Origin of the sequence: Marinactinospora rubrisoli, assembly GCF_042664915.1 — a bacterium.
Lineage (GTDB): Bacteria > Actinomycetota > Actinomycetes > Streptosporangiales > Streptosporangiaceae > Marinitenerispora > Marinitenerispora rubrisoli.
Window position 1 is genome coordinate 95,300 of sequence record NZ_JBHTBH010000002.1, and the last position, 18,206, is coordinate 113,505.

General features: G+C 73.9%; 15 protein-coding genes. 5 read left to right on the plus strand and 10 right to left on the minus strand.

The genetic code is table 11. The features are described from left to right. Nucleotides 1-20: 20 nt before the first annotated feature. Nucleotides 21-917: an alpha/beta fold hydrolase gene (locus ACFQRF_RS04585; protein ID WP_379869128.1), complete on the minus strand. Its 897-nt coding sequence runs from the start codon at nucleotides 915-917 to the stop codon at nucleotides 21-23. Between the two features lie 229 nt (nucleotides 918-1,146). Here ACFQRF_RS04585 and ACFQRF_RS04590 point away from each other — a divergent pair, with 229 nt between their 5' ends. Next, entirely contained in the window at nucleotides 1,147-1,401 is a 255-nt protein-coding gene (locus ACFQRF_RS04590; protein WP_379869130.1) for a response regulator transcription factor, read from the plus strand. A 130-nt stretch (nucleotides 1,402-1,531) separates the two neighbouring features. Here the strand turns inward: ACFQRF_RS04590 and ACFQRF_RS04595 are convergent, their stop codons facing one another. From ACFQRF_RS04595 to ACFQRF_RS04630, 8 genes are all read right to left on the minus strand, one after another. Then, complete coding sequence (locus ACFQRF_RS04595) at nucleotides 1,532-1,828, minus strand: GNAT family N-acetyltransferase (protein ID WP_379869131.1); 297 nt, start codon at nucleotides 1,826-1,828, stop codon at nucleotides 1,532-1,534. Then, the gene (locus ACFQRF_RS04600) at nucleotides 1,825-2,094 is read right to left on the minus strand and encodes a GNAT family N-acetyltransferase (RefSeq protein ID WP_379869133.1); all 270 of its coding nucleotides are present in this window, start codon (nucleotides 2,092-2,094) and stop codon (nucleotides 1,825-1,827) included. The genes ACFQRF_RS04595 and ACFQRF_RS04600 overlap by 4 nt, the downstream gene beginning before the upstream one ends. 89 nt (nucleotides 2,095-2,183) lie before the next feature. Continuing rightward, nucleotides 2,184-3,062 carry a metal ABC transporter permease gene (locus tag ACFQRF_RS04605; protein WP_379869134.1) on the minus strand — a complete coding sequence of 293 codons (879 nt, stop codon included), beginning with the start codon at nucleotides 3,060-3,062 and terminating at the stop codon, nucleotides 2,184-2,186. Further along, a complete protein-coding gene (locus ACFQRF_RS04610; protein ID WP_379869135.1) occupies nucleotides 3,062-3,802 on the minus strand; it encodes a metal ABC transporter ATP-binding protein in 741 nt (246 codons plus the stop codon). The genes ACFQRF_RS04605 and ACFQRF_RS04610 overlap by 1 nt, the downstream gene beginning before the upstream one ends. Continuing rightward, entirely contained in the window at nucleotides 3,799-4,743 is a 945-nt protein-coding gene (locus ACFQRF_RS04615; RefSeq protein WP_379869137.1) for a metal ABC transporter substrate-binding protein, read from the minus strand. Before ACFQRF_RS04615 ends, ACFQRF_RS04610 begins: the two co-directional genes overlap by 4 nt. Before the next feature lie 520 nt (nucleotides 4,744-5,263). Next, entirely contained in the window at nucleotides 5,264-7,060 is a 1,797-nt protein-coding gene (locus ACFQRF_RS04620) for an SGNH/GDSL hydrolase family protein (RefSeq protein ID WP_379869138.1), read from the minus strand. Nucleotides 7,061-7,259: 199 nt separating this feature from the next. Then, a complete protein-coding gene (locus ACFQRF_RS04625; protein ID WP_379869140.1) occupies nucleotides 7,260-7,523 on the minus strand; it encodes a hypothetical protein in 264 nt (87 codons plus the stop codon). Nucleotides 7,524-7,659: 136 nt separating this feature from the next. Beyond that, complete coding sequence (locus ACFQRF_RS04630; protein ID WP_379869141.1) at nucleotides 7,660-8,394, minus strand: metal-dependent transcriptional regulator; 735 nt, start codon at nucleotides 8,392-8,394, stop codon at nucleotides 7,660-7,662. A gap of 280 nt (nucleotides 8,395-8,674) precedes the next feature. Here ACFQRF_RS04630 and ACFQRF_RS04635 point away from each other — a divergent pair, with 280 nt between their 5' ends. Then, nucleotides 8,675-12,136 (plus strand): DNA polymerase III subunit alpha, encoded by a 3,462-nt coding sequence (locus ACFQRF_RS04635; RefSeq protein WP_379869143.1) that lies wholly within the window; start codon nucleotides 8,675-8,677, stop codon nucleotides 12,134-12,136. A gap of 43 nt (nucleotides 12,137-12,179) precedes the next feature. Here ACFQRF_RS04635 and ACFQRF_RS04640 read toward each other — a convergent pair whose 3' ends face one another. Continuing rightward, complete coding sequence (locus ACFQRF_RS04640) at nucleotides 12,180-13,328, minus strand: MFS transporter (RefSeq protein WP_379869144.1); 1,149 nt, start codon at nucleotides 13,326-13,328, stop codon at nucleotides 12,180-12,182. A 205-nt stretch (nucleotides 13,329-13,533) separates the two neighbouring features. Here ACFQRF_RS04640 and ACFQRF_RS04645 point away from each other — a divergent pair, with 205 nt between their 5' ends. The 3 genes from ACFQRF_RS04645 to ACFQRF_RS04655 all read left to right on the plus strand — a co-directional run bounded on the left by ACFQRF_RS04645 (nucleotide 13,534) and on the right by ACFQRF_RS04655 (nucleotide 18,198). Beyond that, complete coding sequence (locus tag ACFQRF_RS04645; protein ID WP_379869145.1) at nucleotides 13,534-14,913, plus strand: FAD-binding oxidoreductase; 1,380 nt, start codon at nucleotides 13,534-13,536, stop codon at nucleotides 14,911-14,913. Nucleotides 14,914-15,579: 666 nt separating this feature from the next. After that, entirely contained in the window at nucleotides 15,580-16,581 is a 1,002-nt protein-coding gene (locus tag ACFQRF_RS04650) for an ABC transporter substrate-binding protein (protein ID WP_379869147.1), read from the plus strand. Nucleotides 16,582-17,262: 681 nt separating this feature from the next. Then, complete coding sequence (locus tag ACFQRF_RS04655; RefSeq protein WP_379869149.1) at nucleotides 17,263-18,198, plus strand: hypothetical protein; 936 nt, start codon at nucleotides 17,263-17,265, stop codon at nucleotides 18,196-18,198. Nucleotides 18,199-18,206: the final 8 nt, after the last annotated feature.

The following is an 18,206-nucleotide window of genomic DNA, read 5'->3' on the forward strand; positions in this document are numbered from 1 at the left end:
CCGGGGCGCCCGGCCCCGGGTCACCGCCCGCCGGAGGTGTCCGGCATCGGTGGCCGGGCGGTGGCCGTGAGGAACGCGCGCAGGTGGCGGGTCGTGGCCTCGGGGGCCTCCTCGGCGAGGAAGTGCCCACTGTCCAGGGCCGCGCCGCGCACGTCGTCGGCCCAGCGGCGCCACACGGCGAGCACGTCGTACCAGGCGTGCACCGTGGAGTGCGCGCCCCAGAGGGCGAGCACCGGGCAGCGGATGCGCCGTCGGCCGAGGTCCGCGGCGTCGTTCGCGCGGTCGATGGTGCTCGCGGCGCGGTAGTCCTCGCACATCGCCTGCACGGCGCCGGGGCGGGCCACCGCCGAGCGGTAGGCCGCGAGCGCCTCGGGCGCGAACACCTCCGCCCCGGTCCCGAAGAAGAAGGTCTCGGGGTCGGCCGCGATGATCCGCTCGGGGATCGGGTGGCGCTGCGCCATGAGGAACCACCGCCAGAGCCCGTGGGCGAGATCGGCGTCGACGCGCTCGTAGGCGTCGAGGGTGGGGACGATGTCGAGAACGGCGAGGGCGCGCACCCGCTCGGGGTGGTCCAGGGCCATCCGGTAAGCGCACCGGCCGCCCCGGTCGTGGCCGGCCACGGCGAAGGCCGGGAAGCCCAGGCGGCGCATCACCTCGACCTGGTCGCGCGCCATGGCGCGCTTGCTGTAGGGCTGGTGGCCGGCGGTGGCCGGTGGCCGGGAGCTGGCGCCGTAGCCGCGCAGGTCGGAGAGGACCACGGTGAAGTCCTCGCTCAGGGCGGGGGCGACCCGGTGCCACATGACGTGGGTCTGCGGGAATCCGTGCAACAGGAGCAGCGGGGGGCCGGAGCCCGCCACGGCCACCGCGATCTCGGCCTCGCCGGTGTCGATCCGGGTGGTGCGGAACCCATCGAGCACGCCGTTCCCCCCTCGGCCCGGCGGCGTCCCCGTCGCACCGCCCGCCGACCAGCCTGACCGAATCGTGGGGAATAGTCCATGGCGGTTTTCCCGGCAGGTAGTAGTGAAAGTCAGCGTATAACCGGAAACCGGATTAGCACTCATAAATGAGGCAGGTCACACCACGATCTTGCGAGGCAGTTGATATGAATAACTGCGACATTTCGCAACGCACGGGGAGCGAAACGGCGTGAAACAACATAACGGGGCAGGAAACTCGGATTCCGCGACGGAGATCTCACCGGAGGAAGCCGGCCTCAACGACCGGGAACGCGACGTGTTACGGCTGCTCGGTGCGGGTTACACCAACCGCCAGATCGCGCGGGAACTCCATCTCGCCGAACCCACGGTGAAGAAGTACCTGTCCCGCGCCATGCGGAAGATCGACCAGCCCGACCGGCTGCGCGCCGGCCTCTACGCCTACCGCCATCTCATCGGCGGCTAGCCGCGCGACTCGCTTCCCGCGCCACCCCGGCGAAACCACGCCGGCCCGCCCGCCCGAATTCCGGCACCGCCACGCGCCCCGTTTCCCGGCGAACCGCCCGCCCCGTCTCCGCCCCCGGATCGGACCGGCGCTACCCCGCCTCCGCCCAGACCACCTCGCCGTCGGCCCACCGGCCGGTCGGCCGCAGCCCGCAGTTGCGGGCCACCGCCTCCGAGGCGGCGTTGCCGGGACGAATGTGCGCGGTCACCGGCCGCAACCCGCGGTCGTGCAGCCACTCCACCAGCGCGCGGGTCGCGCGGGTGCCGATACCGCGTCCCTGCCACGGGACACCGACCAGCCAGGCCAGCACCGCGGCCCGGCCGCCCGGAATCGGCCCCACGGTGGCCTGCACCGTGCCCACCGCCGTCCCCTCCGCGGTGCGGATCACCCAGTTGCACCAGGACACGCGCCCGGTTCGTCGGAACCGGCGAGCATGTCGGCGTAGCGGGAACGCAGCCGGGCGGCACTGGGCGGCGTGCCCCCGATGTAGCGGAACAGTTCGGGGTCGGCCAGCGCCGCCGACATCTCCTCGGCGTGGGAGACCCGCAGCGGCTCCAGGGTGAGATCGCCCGCCTCGATCACGGTCGGGGTGAGCCCCGGTGGCCGTCCCCGCCCGGAAGCCTGCGCGCGCCCGCGTCCCGGATGTGCACCCATGCGCCCCACTGTCACGCACCCGGCCGCGCGGCACAAGCACCCCGCCCGCGCCATCCCCGGCGTGGACGCCCTGCGCCGCGCGGCCGCGCCTAACGGGCCGGCACCGCCGCACGCGCCCGCGCGGCCCGGGCGCGGCGCCGCCACACCACACCGTGCCGCGGCGCGAACAGGTAGGCGACCGTGAACGCCAGCGCCTGGGCCACCACGATCGCGCCGCCGGTGGCGACATCGAGGTGGAAGCTCGCATACGTGCCGAGCACCGACGCCGTCACCGACACCGCGATCGAGATCAGCAGCATCCGCTCGAAACGGTCGGTGAGCAGATAGGCGGTCGCGCCGGGGATGATCACCATGGCCACCACCATGACGATGCCGACCGCCTGCAGCGCGATCACCACCGTCACCGACAGCAGCCCCAGCAGCAGGGCCTCCAGCCGGCGCGGGTTCAGCCCGATGGCGTGCGCGTGCGTGGGGTCGAACGCGAACAGCGTGATGTCGCGGTGCTTGGCCAGCACCACCAGCAGGGTGGCCGCCGCCATGACGAGGATCTGCGCGATGTCGGCGTCGGAGACCCCGAGCACGTTGCCGAACAGGATGTGCATCAGGTCGGTGTCGCTGGGGATCCGCGAGATCAGCACCACGCCGGCCGCGAACATGCCCGTGAACACGACCCCGGTCACGGCGTCGGGCTTGACCCGCGAGGTGCGGCGCACCACCCCGATCAGCGCCACCGAACCGGCGCCGAACACCAGCGCCCCCGCGGCGAACGGCAGCCCGAACAGGTAGGACAGCACCACCCCGGGCAGCACCGCGTGGGAGACGGCGTCGCCGAGCAGCGACCAGCCGATGAGGGTCATCCAGCACGACAGCACCGCGCACACCGCGCCCGCGACCACGCTCACGAGCAGCGCCCGCTGCATGAAGTCGAACTGGAACGGCACCGCGAACCATTCCACCACCGCGCCCATCAGCCCCTCCGCTCCGACCCCGCGCCGACCCCGAACGCCGCGAGCAGCCGCTCCGGCGTCAGCACCTCCTCCGGTGTGCCGTGCGCGACGACGCGCTGCTGGAGCAGCACCGCCTCGTCGCAGAGGCCGGGGACGCTGGCGAGGTCGTGGGTGGAGAGCAGCAGCGTCCGGCCGTCGTCGCGCATGGCGCGCAGCACCTCCACGATCGTGGCCTCGGAGCGTTTGTCCACGCCGGCGAACGGCTCGTCCAGCAGGAACACGCTCGCCCCCTGCGCGATCCCGCGCGCCACGAACGCCCGCTTGCGCTGCCCGCCGGACAGCGCGCCGATCTGCCGGTCGGCGAGGCCGGCCAGCCCCGTGCGCTCCAGCGCGTCGGCGACCGCCGCGTGGTCGGCCGGCCGGGGACGGCGCATCGGCCCCATGTGCCCGTAGCGGCCCATCATGACCACGTCCGCCACGCGCACGGGGAACGCCCAGTCGACCTGCTCGGCCTGCGGGACGTAGCCGACCAGCCCGCGGGAACGCGCCCGCGCCGGCGGCTGCCCGTGCAGCCGGACGGTGCCGCGCTCGGGGGTGATCATCCCGATCACCGTCCGGAACAGGGTGGACTTGCCGGATCCGTTGGTGCCGAGCAGCCCGCAGATGCGGCCCGGCCGCACGGTGAACGCCACGTCGTCGAGCGCGAGCACGTCGCCGTAGCGGACGGTCACGCCCTCCACGGCGACCGCGGTCCCGGTCATGCGCCGCCCTCCTGTCCGGTCAGTCCCGCCGCGATGGTGTCGGCGTCGTGCCGCAGCAGGTCGAGATAGGTGGGCACCGGCCCGTCGGGGTCGGACAGCGAGTCGACGTACAGCACACCGCCCAGAGCCGCACCGGTCTCCCGGGCCACCTGGCGCTGGGCGCCGTCGTTGACGGTGCTCTCACAGAAGACGGCCGGCACCTCGTTCCGCCGGACGAACGTCACCACGTCGGCGATCTGCCGGGGCGTGCCTTCGGAGTCGGCGTTGACCGGCCACAGGTACCGCTCCGTCAGGTCGAGGTCACGCGCGAGATAGGAGAAGGCCCCCTCACAGGTGACGAGCGCCCGCTGCTCGTCGGGGAGGCCGTCGAGGCGGTCGCGGAGGGAGTCGCCGATGTCGGTGATCTCCGCCCGGTAGGACGCGGCATTGGCGGCGAACTCCTCGGCGTGCGCGGGGTCGAGGTCGCTGAGGGCGTCGGCGATGTTGTCGACGTAGACCAGCGCGTTGTCGGGCGACATCCACGCGTGCGGGTTGGCCTGCCCCTCGTACCCTCCGGCAGCGATGGGGATGGTCGGCACCCCGTCGCTCAGCGTGACGGCCGGAGCGTCGACGCGTTCGGTGAACCGCTCGAACCACGCCTCCAGCCCGAGCCCGTTGTGCAGCACGAGATCGGCCCCTTGTGCGCGGACGAGGTCGTCGGGGGTGGGTTCGTATCCGTGGATCTCGGCACCGACGCGGGTGATGGACTCCACTCGAACGGCGTCGCCCGCGACGTTGCGGGTCATGTCGGCCAAGACGGTGAAGGTGGTGAGAACGAGGGGCCGACCGTCGTCGGCCGGGTCGGGGGACGCGGGGGAACAGGCGGCGGCAGCGAACAGAGCCGCGACGGGGAGGACGGTCACGAACCGAAATACGGCGGACCTATCTCGCAAGTTCGGCACACCGAACTTTCTATCACGCGGGGCCAGGGGGCGAACATGGCGGGTTGCGTCCGATTCCGGACGAAGGTCCGTAGACAGGGGTGGTGGTCCGGCCGGTTGCTTGGGCGGAGGTCCGGATGCCGGTGTGGACGATGTTCCTGGCGGGCGCATAGGCCGCGCTTTGGGGCACCCACGTGGGGCGGACGTACGGCCGTCTTGCCTTCGTGGATCGAGACGAGGGTTCGCCCACGCGGGAGCGGAAGAACGGGGCATTGGCCGGTCTGGAGGAACGAGGAGGCGTCCGTGCCGGGGCAAGGATCAGGTCCGCACATTCCTCGCTGAGATCTACACCCCGCGTGCGGGGACAGGCGTCGCCGTCCAGCTGACACCGGGCCGGTCCCGGGCTCATCCCCGCACGCGCGGGGCGGACTCTCGTTGACCTGCGGTTCTCTCGTCAGAAACCAGCGATTCCACACACTTCTATCACCCGCGAAGCCCCGCCCGCGACCCGATCCCCATGACCGCCCCGCGCAGCCACCGCCTATGGCGCGGTGGACGGCCGCAGCACCTCCAGATCGATGGACTCCGCCACCGCGCGCAGGCCGGCGTCGCCCGGGTGGAGGTGGTCGCCGGAGTCGTAGGCGGGCAGTAGCCGGGTGGGGTCGTCCGGGTCGCGCAGGACGGCGTCGAAGTCGAGGACCGCGTCGAAGGTCCCGCCGTTGTCGCGGATGAAGGCGTTGACCTGCTGACGGCGGGCGTCGACGTCGGCCGTGCAGTCGCGGTAGCCGCCGCACGGGGCCACCGTCGCGCCGATGACGCGCAGGCCCTGGGCGCGCGAGCGGGTGGCGATGTCGCGCAGGCCCGCGATGACGTCGGCGGAGCCGGCGCCCCACCGCACGTCGTTGATGCCCTCGAAGACGATGACGGTGTGCGCGCCGGTCTGGGCGAGGACGTCGCGGTCCAGCCGGTTGCGGGCGCTCACGCCGCCGGTGTCGGTGCTCACGCCGTCGCCGGTGTAGCGGTCCGAGGCGATCCGGTTGGCGGAGATGCCCTGGTTGAGCACGCCGTACCGGGGGACGGCCGACTGTGCGGCGAGCCGGTCGGCCAGTACGTCCGGCCAGCGGCGGTTGGCGCCGGAGGTGGAGCCCACCCCGTCGGTGATGGAGTCGCCGAGCATGACCACGCTGCCGGGCCCGCCGACCACGTCGATCCCGGTGAGGAAGGGCCATACCGTGACGCGTTCGCTGAACGCTTCGCCCGATACGTCGCCGGTGTGGTCGCCGCTGTCCGTCGCGGTGCCGTAGTTGGTGCCGGTGGCGGCGGTGTGCACCGGCGCGGCGGTGACCGGCCCGGGCAGGTGCAGGCTGACCAGCAGCTCGGCGCCGGCGGGGATCCGCAGGCCCACGGGGTCGCTGTAGGCCTGCGCGCCGGCGGGGATGCGGACCTCCTGCCGCCCGCCGAAGGACACCGGAACCGGCGTCGCGCGGGCCGTCGCCCCCGACTCGCGCAGGGCCACGGTGACCCGGCCGATCCGGGCCGGCTGGGCGGCGAAGGTGTTGTCCAGCCGGATCCGCACCGCCGGTCCGCCCGTGCTGGCGCGCACCGCCAGTCGCAGCGTCCGGTCCTGCCACGGGCCCACCGGCGCGTACCCGGAGGTGCTGGCCGACCAGGTTCCGGTCCAGCCCGTGTTCTCGCGCACCGCGACCGCGAACACGTGCAGCCGCGCCTGTCCCGCCCGCGGCAGTTCGACGTGCGCCACCGCCCGTGTGGGGTCGACGGGCACGGTGACGGCGTACAGCCGGACCGGCTCGGCGCTCCGGCCGGCCGTGCCGTTGCTGTACGGCAGGGCGACGGCCTTGGTGGCGAGCGGGCCGGTGTCCCAGTCGGGGGCGGTGAGGGTGTACGGCGTCCGGGTGCCGTCCCGGTAGCCGATCAGGCCCGTCCCGCCCGCGGTCCCTCCGGTGCCCGCGACGAGGAAGGTGATCGCGTCGCCCTGCCCGGTCAGGCGGACCCGCTGCCCGTCGGCCACCACGTTGTCCGGCCGCCCCGGCCGGGTGTCAGGCCAGGTGAGCGCGGTACCGTGCAGCACCAGCCGCGCTCCAGGTCCCCATCCGGCGGCGTCGAGGGCCTGGGCGGACAGGCTGCGCCCGGTGCCGTCGAGGTCGGCGTTCGCGGGCGCGGCATCGGAGGAGATCCCCGTGTTGTCGAAGTGGTGCGCCAGCGGACGCACCCCGGACGAGGATTGCGCGGGGGTCTGCGAGGCATCCTCCGCGGCGACGGCGGGCGTCGCGACCGCCCCTGGACCCGCGGCCAGTCCCGTCACCAGAAGCAGCACCACCAGTCGCCGCCGACCGTCCCGCACCCGGCCGGCCCCGTTCCACCTACCACGCACGGTCGCGCCTCTCACTGTCGGCCGCGAGCCAACCGCACGCGGTCACCGCGCTCCACCATAAGTCGGCTGAGTCGCCGGCGGCAGGCACGGTTGCGCCGCGAATCCGTGACCGGGAGCTGAACGGCGCGTTACCCGCAGGCCCGGCTCAGGCGGGTACGGGTGCACGGTCCACCGGCCGCCACCCCGGCTCCGGGGCGACCTCGGTGGCGACGCGGTCCAGCGCCCGCAGGTACCGGTCCTGAATGAGCTTGCCGGGGTGTCCGGGCGGATCGGCTCGGTGGTGCCGGGGAGCGGCCGGTCGGGGCGCGGCCCGGCCACCTCCTCGGGGTGACTGGATGTGGGTGCGGGCGGAGTACGCCTCCTGACTCAGGCCGCGCGGGAAGTGCCCGCGCGCGATCAATCGCTTCACCTATCATCCAGAGGCCGACCCGGCGACGGTAACCGACCGTGCGCACACTGTCAGCAGGTCAGGCCGGTCCTGGCCATGGACTCGTCACTCTGCGTCAGCATCGCACGGCGCGAAGGCGCGCCGATTCGGTGCCCGCTCAGCCCTGCCGCGCGGCGTGCGGCTCCCGCTGTTCCGCGGTCTCCTGCCCGGGGGCGATCCACACCGCGTCGGCGGCCACCAGCCCGATGGACTGGTCGCGCTGCGCGCCCGGGGCGCCCAGGCGGATCACCAGGGGGCCGCCGAAGGGCTGGCGTTCGACGACCTCCACGCGCATCCCGATGGCGATCCGCTGGTCGGCGAGGTAGCGCAGCAGCTCCGGGTCGGAGTCGTTGACGCGGACGATGACACCGGCGGTGCCGACGTCGGCGTGCGAGAGCAGGCGGGTGTCGCGTTCGAGGACCTCGCCGTCACGGGTCGGGATGGGGTCGCCGTGCGGGTCGACGGTGGGGTGGCCGAGGCGGTCGGCGATCCGTTCGACGAACTGGTCGGAGACCACGTGTTCCAGGATGTCGGCCTCCTCGTGGACCTCGTCCCACGAGTAGCCGAGCGCCTCGACGAGGTACAGCTCGATGAGCCGGTGCCGGCGCAGCACCGCCAGCGCGAGCCGGTCGCCGGTCGAGGTGAGGCGGACGTCACCGTAGCGCTGGTGCTCGACCAGGCCGAGGTCGCCGAGCTTGCGCAGCATGCCGGAGACCGACGAGTTGGAGACCGACAGCCGCTCGGCGACCCGCGAGGTGGTCACCGGTCCGGCGCCGCCGCGTTCCTGAAGGTCGTAGATGACCTTCACATAGTCCTCGACCGAGGTGGAAGGCCGGTTCGTCGCAGTCCCCATGTCAGCTACCGTATCGTTCCCCGACGCGCGGGTCCGGGCGCCGACCGTTACGGGGGAGGTTCCGGCCGACGTCTCCGCTCCGCCACGCCGTTTCCCCTTCCCCCAGGTCACGGGTTTGGGACAGCACTTCTCGCGCGTTATAATCCGTACATAAGTTCGAGTGTTTCGGCCGGTCTTCCCCAGGCGTGGCGCCACCCGCCCCGCCATGGCCGCTGCGGCGGCGGGGAGGCGTCCTGGGAACCGACGGCCGGGCCACGGCGCGCAGAGGCAGGCGCGACTGATGCCCGAAACCTTCACCCACCTCGACGTGGTGTCCTCGGCGTCCATGCGGTACGGCACCACCCACCCGCCCGCGCTGGTGGAACGCGCCGCCGAACTGGGCATGCCGGCGCTCGCCCTCACCGACCGCGACGGCGTCTACGGCGCGGTCAAGCACCTGCGCGCCTGCCAGAAGGCCGGCCTGGGCGCCATCCTCGGCGTCAACCTCGCCGTCGCCGCCCCCGAAGGAGGCCGCGTCACCGTCCTGGCCCGCGGGCGGCGCGGCTGGGCGTCGCTGTGCCGGCTGGTCACCACCGCCCACGCCACCGGCGGGCGCGGCGTGCCCGCCTTCCCCCGCGACGCCCTCGCCGCACACGCCGACGGCCTCGTGGTGCTCCTCGGCCCCGAATCCGACGTCGCCCTCGCCGTCCGCGACCGCCACCACGAACGCGCCCGCCGCCTGCTCGACCGCTGGCGCGCGATCGCCGAGGTCGCCGTCGAACTCGTCGACCACTACGGCGCCGGCCAGCGGTCCCAGGCCGCCGCACTGCTGCGGCTGGCCACCGAGACCCGCACCCTCGCCGTGCTCGGCAACGCCGTCCGCTACCCCCGCCCCGCCGACGCCGAGGTCGCGCACGTCCTCGACGAGGCCCGGCGCTGGCTGCCCGGCGGCACCATCCCCGGCCCCGCCGTCACCCAGGCCCACCTCAAGAGCGGCGCGGAGATGCGCGAGGTCGCCGAACGGATCTGCGGCCCCGACCCCGCGGCCGCGCGGCGGCTCATCGCGCACACCCGCGCACTCGCCGCCTCCTGCGTCCTGAACCCCGACACCGACCTCGGAATGGACCGCCCGCACCTGCCCGTCATCCCCGACGCCCGCGACCGGCTGTGGCGGCGCTGCACCGCGGCCCTGCGGGACCGCGGCCTGCACCGCGACGGCCACGCCCGCTCCCGGCTCGCCCACGAACTGGAGATCATCGAGAACAAGGGCTTCCCCGCCTACTTCCTCACCGTCGCCGACATCACCGACCGCATCCGCGCCCACGGCATCCGCTGCTCCATCCGCGGCTCCGGCGCCGGCAGCCTGGTCAACCACCTGCTCGGCATCTCCGCCATCAACCCGCTGACCCACGGCCTGCTCATGGAGCGGTTCCTCACCCCCAGCCGCACCGGCCTGCCCGACATCGACCTGGACGTGGAGTCCGCCCGCCGCCTCGACGCCTACCAGGCGATCTTCGACGCCTACCCCGACGCCGCCTGCGTGTCGATGATGGAGACCTACCGCGCCCGCAGCGCCATCCGCGACGTCGGCGCGGCCATGGGCATCCCCCCGCACGAGATCGACATGCTGGCCAAGGCGTTCCCGCACATCCGCGCCCGGCAGATCCGCTCCGCCCTGGAGGACCTGCCCGAACTGCGCGCCGGCGGGCTGAACCGGCACCCGGCCCGGGCGCTGTTCCGGCTGGCCGAACGTCTCGACGGCCTGCCCCGCCACATCGCCATGCACCCCTGCGGCATCGTCGTCTCCGACTCCGGCCTGCGCGACCGCACCCCGCTGGAACCCAGCCAGCTCGGCTACCCGATGACCCAGTACGACAAGGACGACGTCGAGGAGATGGGGCTGATCAAACTGGACGTCATCGGGGTCCGCATGCAGTCGGCCATGACCCACGCCCTGACCGAGATCGAACGCACCGAGCGGCAGCGCGTCGACATCGACACCGTCCCCCTCGACGACCCCGCCACCTTCGCGATGATCCAGGCCTCCCACACCCTCGGCTGCTTCCAGATCGAGTCGCCCGGCCAGCGCGAACTGGTCAGCCGGCTGCGCCCCGCCGACCTGCACGACCTCATCGTCGACATCTCCCTGTTCCGCCCCGGCCCGGTCAACAGCGACATGATCACCCCGTTCATCGGAATCCGCGACGGCCACCGGCGGCCCGAGTACCCCTCCCCCGTGCTGCGGGACGCGCTCGCCGAGACCGGCGGCGTCGTCATCTTCCACGAGCAGGTCCTCGCGGTGCTGCACGCGATGACCGGATGCGGACTGGACCAGGCCGAGGCCATGCGCCGCCGGCTCGGCACCGACGCCGGCAAGGAGACGGTGCGCGAACGCTTCACCGCCATGGCCCGCGACTGCGGCCACCCCGAGGAGACCGTGCGCCGGGTGTGGGAGATCATCTCCTCCTTCGGCGCGTTCGGCTTCTGTAAGGCGCACGCCGCCGCGTTCGCACTGCCCACCTACCAGTCCGCCTGGCTGAAACGGCACCACCCCGCCGCGTTCTACGCCGGGGTCCTCACCCACGAGCCCGGCATGTACCCGCGCCGCGCCATCATCGACGACGCCCGCCGATTCGGGATCACCGTGCTCGGCGTCGACGTCAACCGCTCCGCACGGCACTGGCAGGTGGAACCGGCCGGCCCCGACGCCCCCGGCATCCGCGCCGGCCTCGCCGACGTCCGCGGCATCACCGACGCCGAGATCGACGCGATCCTCACCGGCCGCCCGTTCGCCTCGCTGCCGGACTTCGTCAACCGCGCCCGCGTCTCACGCGACGTCGTGGACCGGCTGGTGCGGGTCGGCGCCTTCGACGGCCTCCGGCACGGCCACGGCGCGCTCACCCGGCGCGACCTGATGCTCCAGGCCGGCGCCCTGGAACGGGCCGGCAGCCGCGCCCTGGGCGGCGCCCAGCTCCCGATCGGCTTCGTGGAACGCGTCCGCACCGGGGAACTCCCCGAGATGACCCCCGCCGAGGTGGTGCGCACCGAACTGGAGGTCCTCGGCTACGACGCCAGCGGCCACCTGCTGGACGAGCACGCCGACCTGCTCGCCGCGCTCGCCGCCGGCCACCGCGCCGTGCGCGCCCGCGACCTGGACCAGGTCCCGGCCGGGGCCGAGGTGCTGGTCGTCGGCGTCAAGGTGGCCACCCAGACCCCGGCGGTCCGCTCGGGCCAGCGGATCATCTTCACCACGCTGGACGACGCCACCGGCCTGATCGACCTGACGTTCTTCGAGTCGGTGCAGGACCGGTGCGCCGCCACCGTCTTCGGCTCCTGGCTCCTGGCCGTGCGCGGCCGCGTCCGCCGGGTCGGCTCCGGCCTGCCCACCATCAACGCCACCCACGCCTACGACCTGGCGGAACTCGCCGAGGAGTGGCACGCCGACGGCTCCGCCGGGCTGCGCGCCGCCCTGAGCACCGAGTACAGCCTCCGTGGCGGGAACGGGGAGGACGGTCTCCGTGGCGGGAACGGAGAACACAGCCTGCGTGGCGGGAACGGAGAAGACGGCCTCCGCGACGGAAACGGAAGGCGCGGTTCACGGGGCGGGGTCGGCGGCCGCCGCATCCGCTACGCCAACGGCTACCGGCTCTCCGGCTACGCCGACATCCCCCCGGCCGGCACCGCCGACCCGCCACGGAAGCTGGACTCCCCGTTCCCGCCACGCAGGCTGTGGCACGCGAGCCCGGGCAGCTCGGGCGGGTAGCCGGGAGGGCGCCGGGGCCCGGCCGTTCGCACCGACGGGCGCCTCACCGCGGCCGGCGCAGCGTCGCCGCCACCGCCCCCAGCCCCACGCCGAAGGCGGCGAACACCGCCGCGACGCCGATCCCACCGGCCAGCGCGCCCGCGAGCAGCGGCAGCACCGTCTGGCCCAGGTGGTTACCGCTCATCCGCAGCGCCATGGCGGTGCCGCGCGCGTCGGGGGCGGCGGCGTCGGCCACCCACGCCATGGTGAGCGGCTGCCCGATCCCCAGCCCCAGCCCCGCCACGGCCAGCGCGACCGCCAGCGCCCAGACCGGCAGCGGCACGGTCAGCGCGGCCACCGACACCGCCGAGATCACCAGGCTGACGACCAGGACCAGGTGCCGCCCCCACCGGCCGACCGCCGCACCCAGAAACGCCCGGGAGACCACCGAGGCCGCGGCGCGGACCGCGAGCAGCAGACTGACCGCCGCGGCACCGATCCCGCGCTCCTCCCCCAGCGCCGGCAGGTAGACGATCGTCATGTCGATGGCGGCCAGCACGATCAGGGACGCGACGATCGCGGGCGTGACGCCCGGCGCCCGCAGCACGTCCAGGGCGCGGTGCCGGACCGGGGCACCCTCACGGGCCGGGCGGCCCGGCCGGGACGCGGGCGCCGGCATCCCGATGAGCGCGGCCAGCGAGCAGGTGGCCGCCACCCCGGTGCCCAGGAACGCCGGAACGGTGAGCGAGTCGGGCTCGCCGGCGGCCAGCGCCGACAGCAGCAGCGGCCCCAGCAACTGCCCGGCGGACCCGGCGAGCGCGAACATCCCGAACCGGGTGTCGAAGCGCGCCCGCGGCGACCGGTTGGCCACCATGGCCTGCGCGGCGACCATGGCCAGGATCATCCCGATCCCGGCCCCCACCGAGCACGCCACGATGGCCCACGGGTCGTAGGCGAAGGTCAGCCCGAACGCCGACCCCACCAGGAAGAGGCTCCCCAGCAGGTAGGCGGGACGCTCGTCGTGTAAGTCCACCCAGCGGCCGATGGGCAGCGCCACGACGAGCGGAACGATCGATATCGCCGCGCTGAACACGCCGAGCCACCCGGGAGCCAGCCCCATCTCCAGCGCCCGGTAGGAGATGACGGGCCGCAGCGTGGCGACCGCGCCGTGGAAGAGGACTCCGTGGATGAGGATGCGGACGAACCAGCCCACCGGGACGACCTTTCACACCCGGGGCGGACCGCCGCCCACGAGAGTTCGTTAGCGTAACTAAAGGCTTTACGGTGGCTAGCCCTATCAACGCCACGCCCCCGCCGCAACCCCCGCGGTCCGCCCGGCCATCCGCACGCCCCCATGCCGCGCCCGTCCCGGCCACCCCGTAGCCTCGGTGAGGCCGACATCACAGAGGGGAGCTCGCGTGACCGCTGGGATCGCCGACGCGCTGGTCACGGCGCTGGGCGCGGAACAGGTGATCACCGACGCCGACATCGCCGCCGGATACGCCCACGACGAGGCCGAATGGGCGCCTTACGGCCGGCCCGCCGCCGTCGTCCGGCCCCGCCGCACCGAGGACGCCGCCACCACCGTACGGATCTGCGCCGAGGCACGCGTCCCCATCGTCGCCCGCGGCGCCGGCACCGGCCTGTCCGGAGCCGCCAACGCCCTCGACGGCTGCGTCGTGGTCTCCTTCGAACGCATGAACCGCATCCTGCGCATCGACACCGCCGAGAGCACCGCCACCGTCCAGCCCGGCGTCATCAACGACCACCTGCGCGCCCGCGCCGCCGAGGACGGCCTGTGGTACCCGCCCGACCCCGCCAGCAGCCCGTGGTCCACCATCGGCGGCAACGTCGCCACCAACGCCGGCGGCCTGTGCTGCGTCAAGTACGGCGTCACCCGCGACTACGTCCTCGGCCTGGAGGCGGTCATCGGCTCCGGCGACACCGTGCGCCTGGGCCGCCGCACCGCCAAGGGCGTCACCGGCTACGACCTGTGCGGGCTCATGGTCGGCTCCGAGGGCACCCTCGGCCTCGTCACCGAGATCACCGTGCGCCTGCGCCCGCTACGCCGCGCCCCCGAGCACACCGTCGTCGGCTACTTCGACTCCCTCACCGACGCCGGCGCCGCCGTCGCCGCGGTCACCGCCGCCGGCATCGTCCCCTCCGCGCTGGAACTCATCGACCGGTTCTGCCTGCGCGCCGTCGACGACTGGAAGAACATGGGACTGGCCGACGGCGGCGAGGTGCTGCTCCTGAGCCGCAGCGACCTGCCCGGCGAGGCCGGCCGTGCCGAGGCCCGCGCCATCCAGGAGCACTTCGAGGCCGCCGGCGCCGGCTACGCCGTCCGCTCCACCGACGCCCAGGAGGCCGACGCGCTCTTCGCCGCCCGCCGCCTCGCCTACCCCGCGCTGGAACGCCTCGGTCCGCTGCTCACCGAGGACGTTTGCGTCCCCCGAGCCCGGGTCCCGGAGATGCTCGCCCGCATCGAGGCCGCCGCGCGCCGCTTCGACACCCGCATCGGCAACATCGCCCACGCCGGCGACGGCAACCTGCACCCGCTGTTCATCGTCCCGGCCGGCGACCCCGATGCCAAGCAGCGCGCCCAGGAGGCGTTCGAGGTGATCGTGGACGACGCCATCGCGCTGGGCGGCACCGTCACCGGCGAGCACGGCGTCGGCCTGCTGAAACGCCGCGGCGCCGCAGCGGAGCTCGGCCCGCGCGTCATCGAGATGCACCGCGCGGTCAAGGACGCCCTCGACCCGCTGGGGATCTTCAACCCGGGCAAGGTGTTCACCTGACGCACCGTCCGCGGCCGGGAGTCCACCCCCGGACCGCCACCCGCCAATTGCCCGGCCGCCGGTCGCGGACCACGTGACGGGACCCCGAACGCGACGGCCACCGGCGACGCCGAGATCGGCGGCCACCGTGCCCCGGTGCGGGCGCTCCGGTCGCCGCCCGTGCGGACGTACGGATCGCCGCCGAAGTGCGGCACACGCTCCGCGCCGGGGCCCAGGCGCGGCCGGGGCGCGTTCCCTCTCGGGCGCGGGCGGCGATCACGGAGGCCGGCAGCGCGGGGCAGCATGGCTCTTGACGCGTCTCGCGGTGCGGCCGGTGTTCCAGCAGGCCCGCACGCGGTCGGACGATCGAGTCGGACGTCGTCGATGCGGGCCGAACAGATCCGCGTGACCACGGCCCGGGGGGCCGGGACGCGATTTTGGACGCCGGTGGCCGCGCCTGACACCGACACGGACCGGCCGCCCTTCCCACGCCCCTTCCCGCCCGAATACCCGAACGGCGTGCGTCACCGCGTCCAGCCCGGCCCGCCTCAAGAGCGCGGGAGCGCGAGCAGTGCCCGCCCACGCTCCCCGGCCGCCCCGCGCACCCCACTGGCCTCCCCCGACACCACGCCGTATAAGGTAAGCCTCACCTACCACCCAATCCCATCGGAAGAGTTGGACCCCTTCGTGAGCACCCCCAGCACCACCGCCCGCCGCCTCCTCGCCCTCGCGGCCGGCGCGGCGCTCGCCCTCGCCACCGCCTGCGGAGGCACCGAGCCCGCGGCCGACACCGACGACACCGGCGGCGAATGGACCTTCGGCGACGGCACCGGCGACGAGATCACCCTGCCCGAACGCCCCCAGCGCGTCGTCGCCTACTCCGGCGTCGCCGCCGCGCTGTGGGACTACGGCTTCGAAGTCGTCGGCGTCTTCGGCCCGGTCGACGGCGTGGGCGGCGAACCCGCCCCGCAGATCGGCGACGTCGACACCGACCAGGTCGAAACCCTCAGCCAGACCTACGGCGAGCTGAGCGTCGAATCGCTCGCCGCCCTCGAACCCGACCTCATCGTCACGCACGCCTTCGGCGACCTCCTCTGGTACCTGCCCGAGAACACCGAGCAGATCGAGGCCGTCGCGCCCATCGCCACCCTCCAGATCACCGGAGTCTCCGCCGAGCAGCAGATCCAGAACCACCTCGACCTCGCCGTCGCCCTCGGCGTCGATCCCGAGGCCGAGCAGGTCACCGAGGCCCGCGCCACCTACGAGGAGGCCATCGCCCGGCTCGACGCCGCCACCGAGGCCAACCCCGACCTGCGCGTCGTGCCCGTCTCGGCCTCCCCCGACGACTTCTTCGTCGGCAACGCCGCCGCCGGAGGCGACCTCGGCCTGTTCCAGGAACACGGCGTCAACTTCCCGGAGACCGGCGCGCCCACGGGCGACGAGTACGAGCAGCTCGGCTGGGAACAGGCCGACACCTACCCCGCCGACCTCATCCTGCAGGACGCCCGGCCCGACCGGACCCCCGTGGCGGAACTCGCCGGACTGCCCATCTGGGGCGACCTGCCCGCCGTGCGCGCGGGCCAGGTCGGCGAGTGGCGGGCCGAGACCCCGTACAGCTACGCCCGCTACGCCGAGACGGTCAGCGCGCTCGCCGAGGACATCGAGAACTCCGAACCGCTGGACGCCTAGGGCGTGTCTGGAAACCGAACCATGTAGGGATGAACGGCATCACAACCGCATACCCGGGCGTGTCACCCCGCGGGTGAGCGAAGCCTCCGCTAGACGGGTCAACGACCAAGAAGACCTTGTCAGCCGGAGGCTTCGTGCCGCCCCTACGAACAGGGCCACAAACCCCTGGCCGTGGTCATCACCGCCGGGCAGCGCGGGGACGCCCCGGGTTCGTGGCGGTCATGGACCGCATCCGCGTCGCGGGTCGCGGGCGCGGCGGGCCGGCGCGTACCCGCCCGGACCCGACCCGCGCCGGCAAGGCCTACAGCTCCCGCGCGATCCGCTCCCGCCTGCGCGGGCACAGGATCAAGGCGACCATCCCCGAGCCCGCCGACCGGATCGGCTCCCGCGAGCGCGAGGGAAGCCGCGGCGGCCGCCCGCCTGCCTGCCTGCCTTCGACAAGGCCGATTACCGCCACCGCAATGCGGTGGAACGCGGGATCGACCGGCTCAAGCGTGACCGGGCGGTCGCGACCAGCTACGACAAGCCCGCCTCAAGCTAGCAGGCCACCGCCCTGATCGCGGTCACCAACGAATGGCTCTGACCTCCCAGACACGCCCTAGCGGCGCCGCGCTCGCCGGGGTGCACCTGCCCGGCCGGTGCATCCCGGCGAGCCGCCCGCACCGCACTACCATCGGTCACATGCCCCGGCACGTGACCCCGATCCGCGACGGCTCCCGACTGCTGCTGAAGGTCGCCCGCGGCGCCGGACCTCCCGGCCTGCGGATCGAGGCCACCGGCGGCGGACGGTGGTGGCTGGTGCAGGGCACTACCCCCGTCCTCTTCGCCCGCGCCGAGCCGCGCCACTACGGGGTCCGCGTCCTGCGCACCGGGGACTACACGTCTCCCCTGCCGCCGCCGCGCGCCGCCACCGCCCGCGCGGTCGCCGACGGCCCCCATCCACGGCGGCACCTGCGGTGGGCCGACCGATTCGCCCGGTCGCTCGCCGGGTCCCCGGCGGGCTTCCTGTACGAGGGGTATTGGCTGGTCCGCCCCGTGACCCGCCGGCCGGTCGGGGAGGTCGGGACGATGGTGCTCGACCGGCTCCCGCCGATGCCCGACGCCTTCCTCGACTGGTGCGCCGGCTTCGGCGACGGCCCGCAGCGCGGCTTCCTTTCCGAACTCCTCCCGCTGCGCCCGCTCAGCCCGCCCGACGCCCCGCGGGTGCGCGCCTACCGCCGGCAGGCCCGCGAGGGTACGCTGCCGCCGGTCCTGCTGTGGCAGCTCACCGCCACCCAGTGCCCGGTCATCGTGGACGGCCACGACCGCTTCGTCGCCGCACTCGCCGAGGAACAGGCGCCGCCCATGCTGCTCGCCGAGCACGTCGACCTCTCGCCGGGCCTGCTCACCGCCCAGGTGGCCGGTTACACCACACTGGCGCGGCAGGTGCTCCGGCAGATCGACGCCGGCAGTCCCGGCGCGCCCCGCGCGCTCGCCGACATGACGATGTCGCTGGCCGCCGGCCTGCGCGACGGCGAACCGCGCCGCACCCGCGCGTGGCGGCTCCCCGGTGGCCCGGCCGCGTGGCGGGATCGGGCCGACCGGCACGCACCCGGCTGGGCCGAGCGGCCATGGTGACGGCGGAC

What these genes read in the sequence shown, in the direction of transcription:
- ACFQRF_RS04655 (WP_379869149.1), top strand. Translation starts at nt 17,263, where the DNA reads ATGCCCCGGCACGTGACCCCGATCCGCGACGGCTCCCGACTGCTGCTG.
- ACFQRF_RS04635 (WP_379869143.1), top strand. Translation starts at nt 8,675, where the DNA reads ATGCCCGAAACCTTCACCCACCTCGACGTGGTGTCCTCGGCGTCCATG.
- ACFQRF_RS04610 (WP_379869135.1), bottom strand. Translation starts at nt 3,802, where the DNA reads ATGACCGGGACCGCGGTCGCCGTGGAGGGCGTGACCGTCCGCTACGGC.
- ACFQRF_RS04630 (WP_379869141.1), bottom strand. Translation starts at nt 8,394, where the DNA reads ATGGGGACTGCGACGAACCGGCCTTCCACCTCGGTCGAGGACTATGTG.
- ACFQRF_RS04600 (WP_379869133.1), bottom strand. Translation starts at nt 2,094, where the DNA reads ATGGGTGCACATCCGGGACGCGGGCGCGCGCAGGCTTCCGGGCGGGGA.
- ACFQRF_RS04605 (WP_379869134.1), bottom strand. Translation starts at nt 3,062, where the DNA reads ATGGGCGCGGTGGTGGAATGGTTCGCGGTGCCGTTCCAGTTCGACTTC.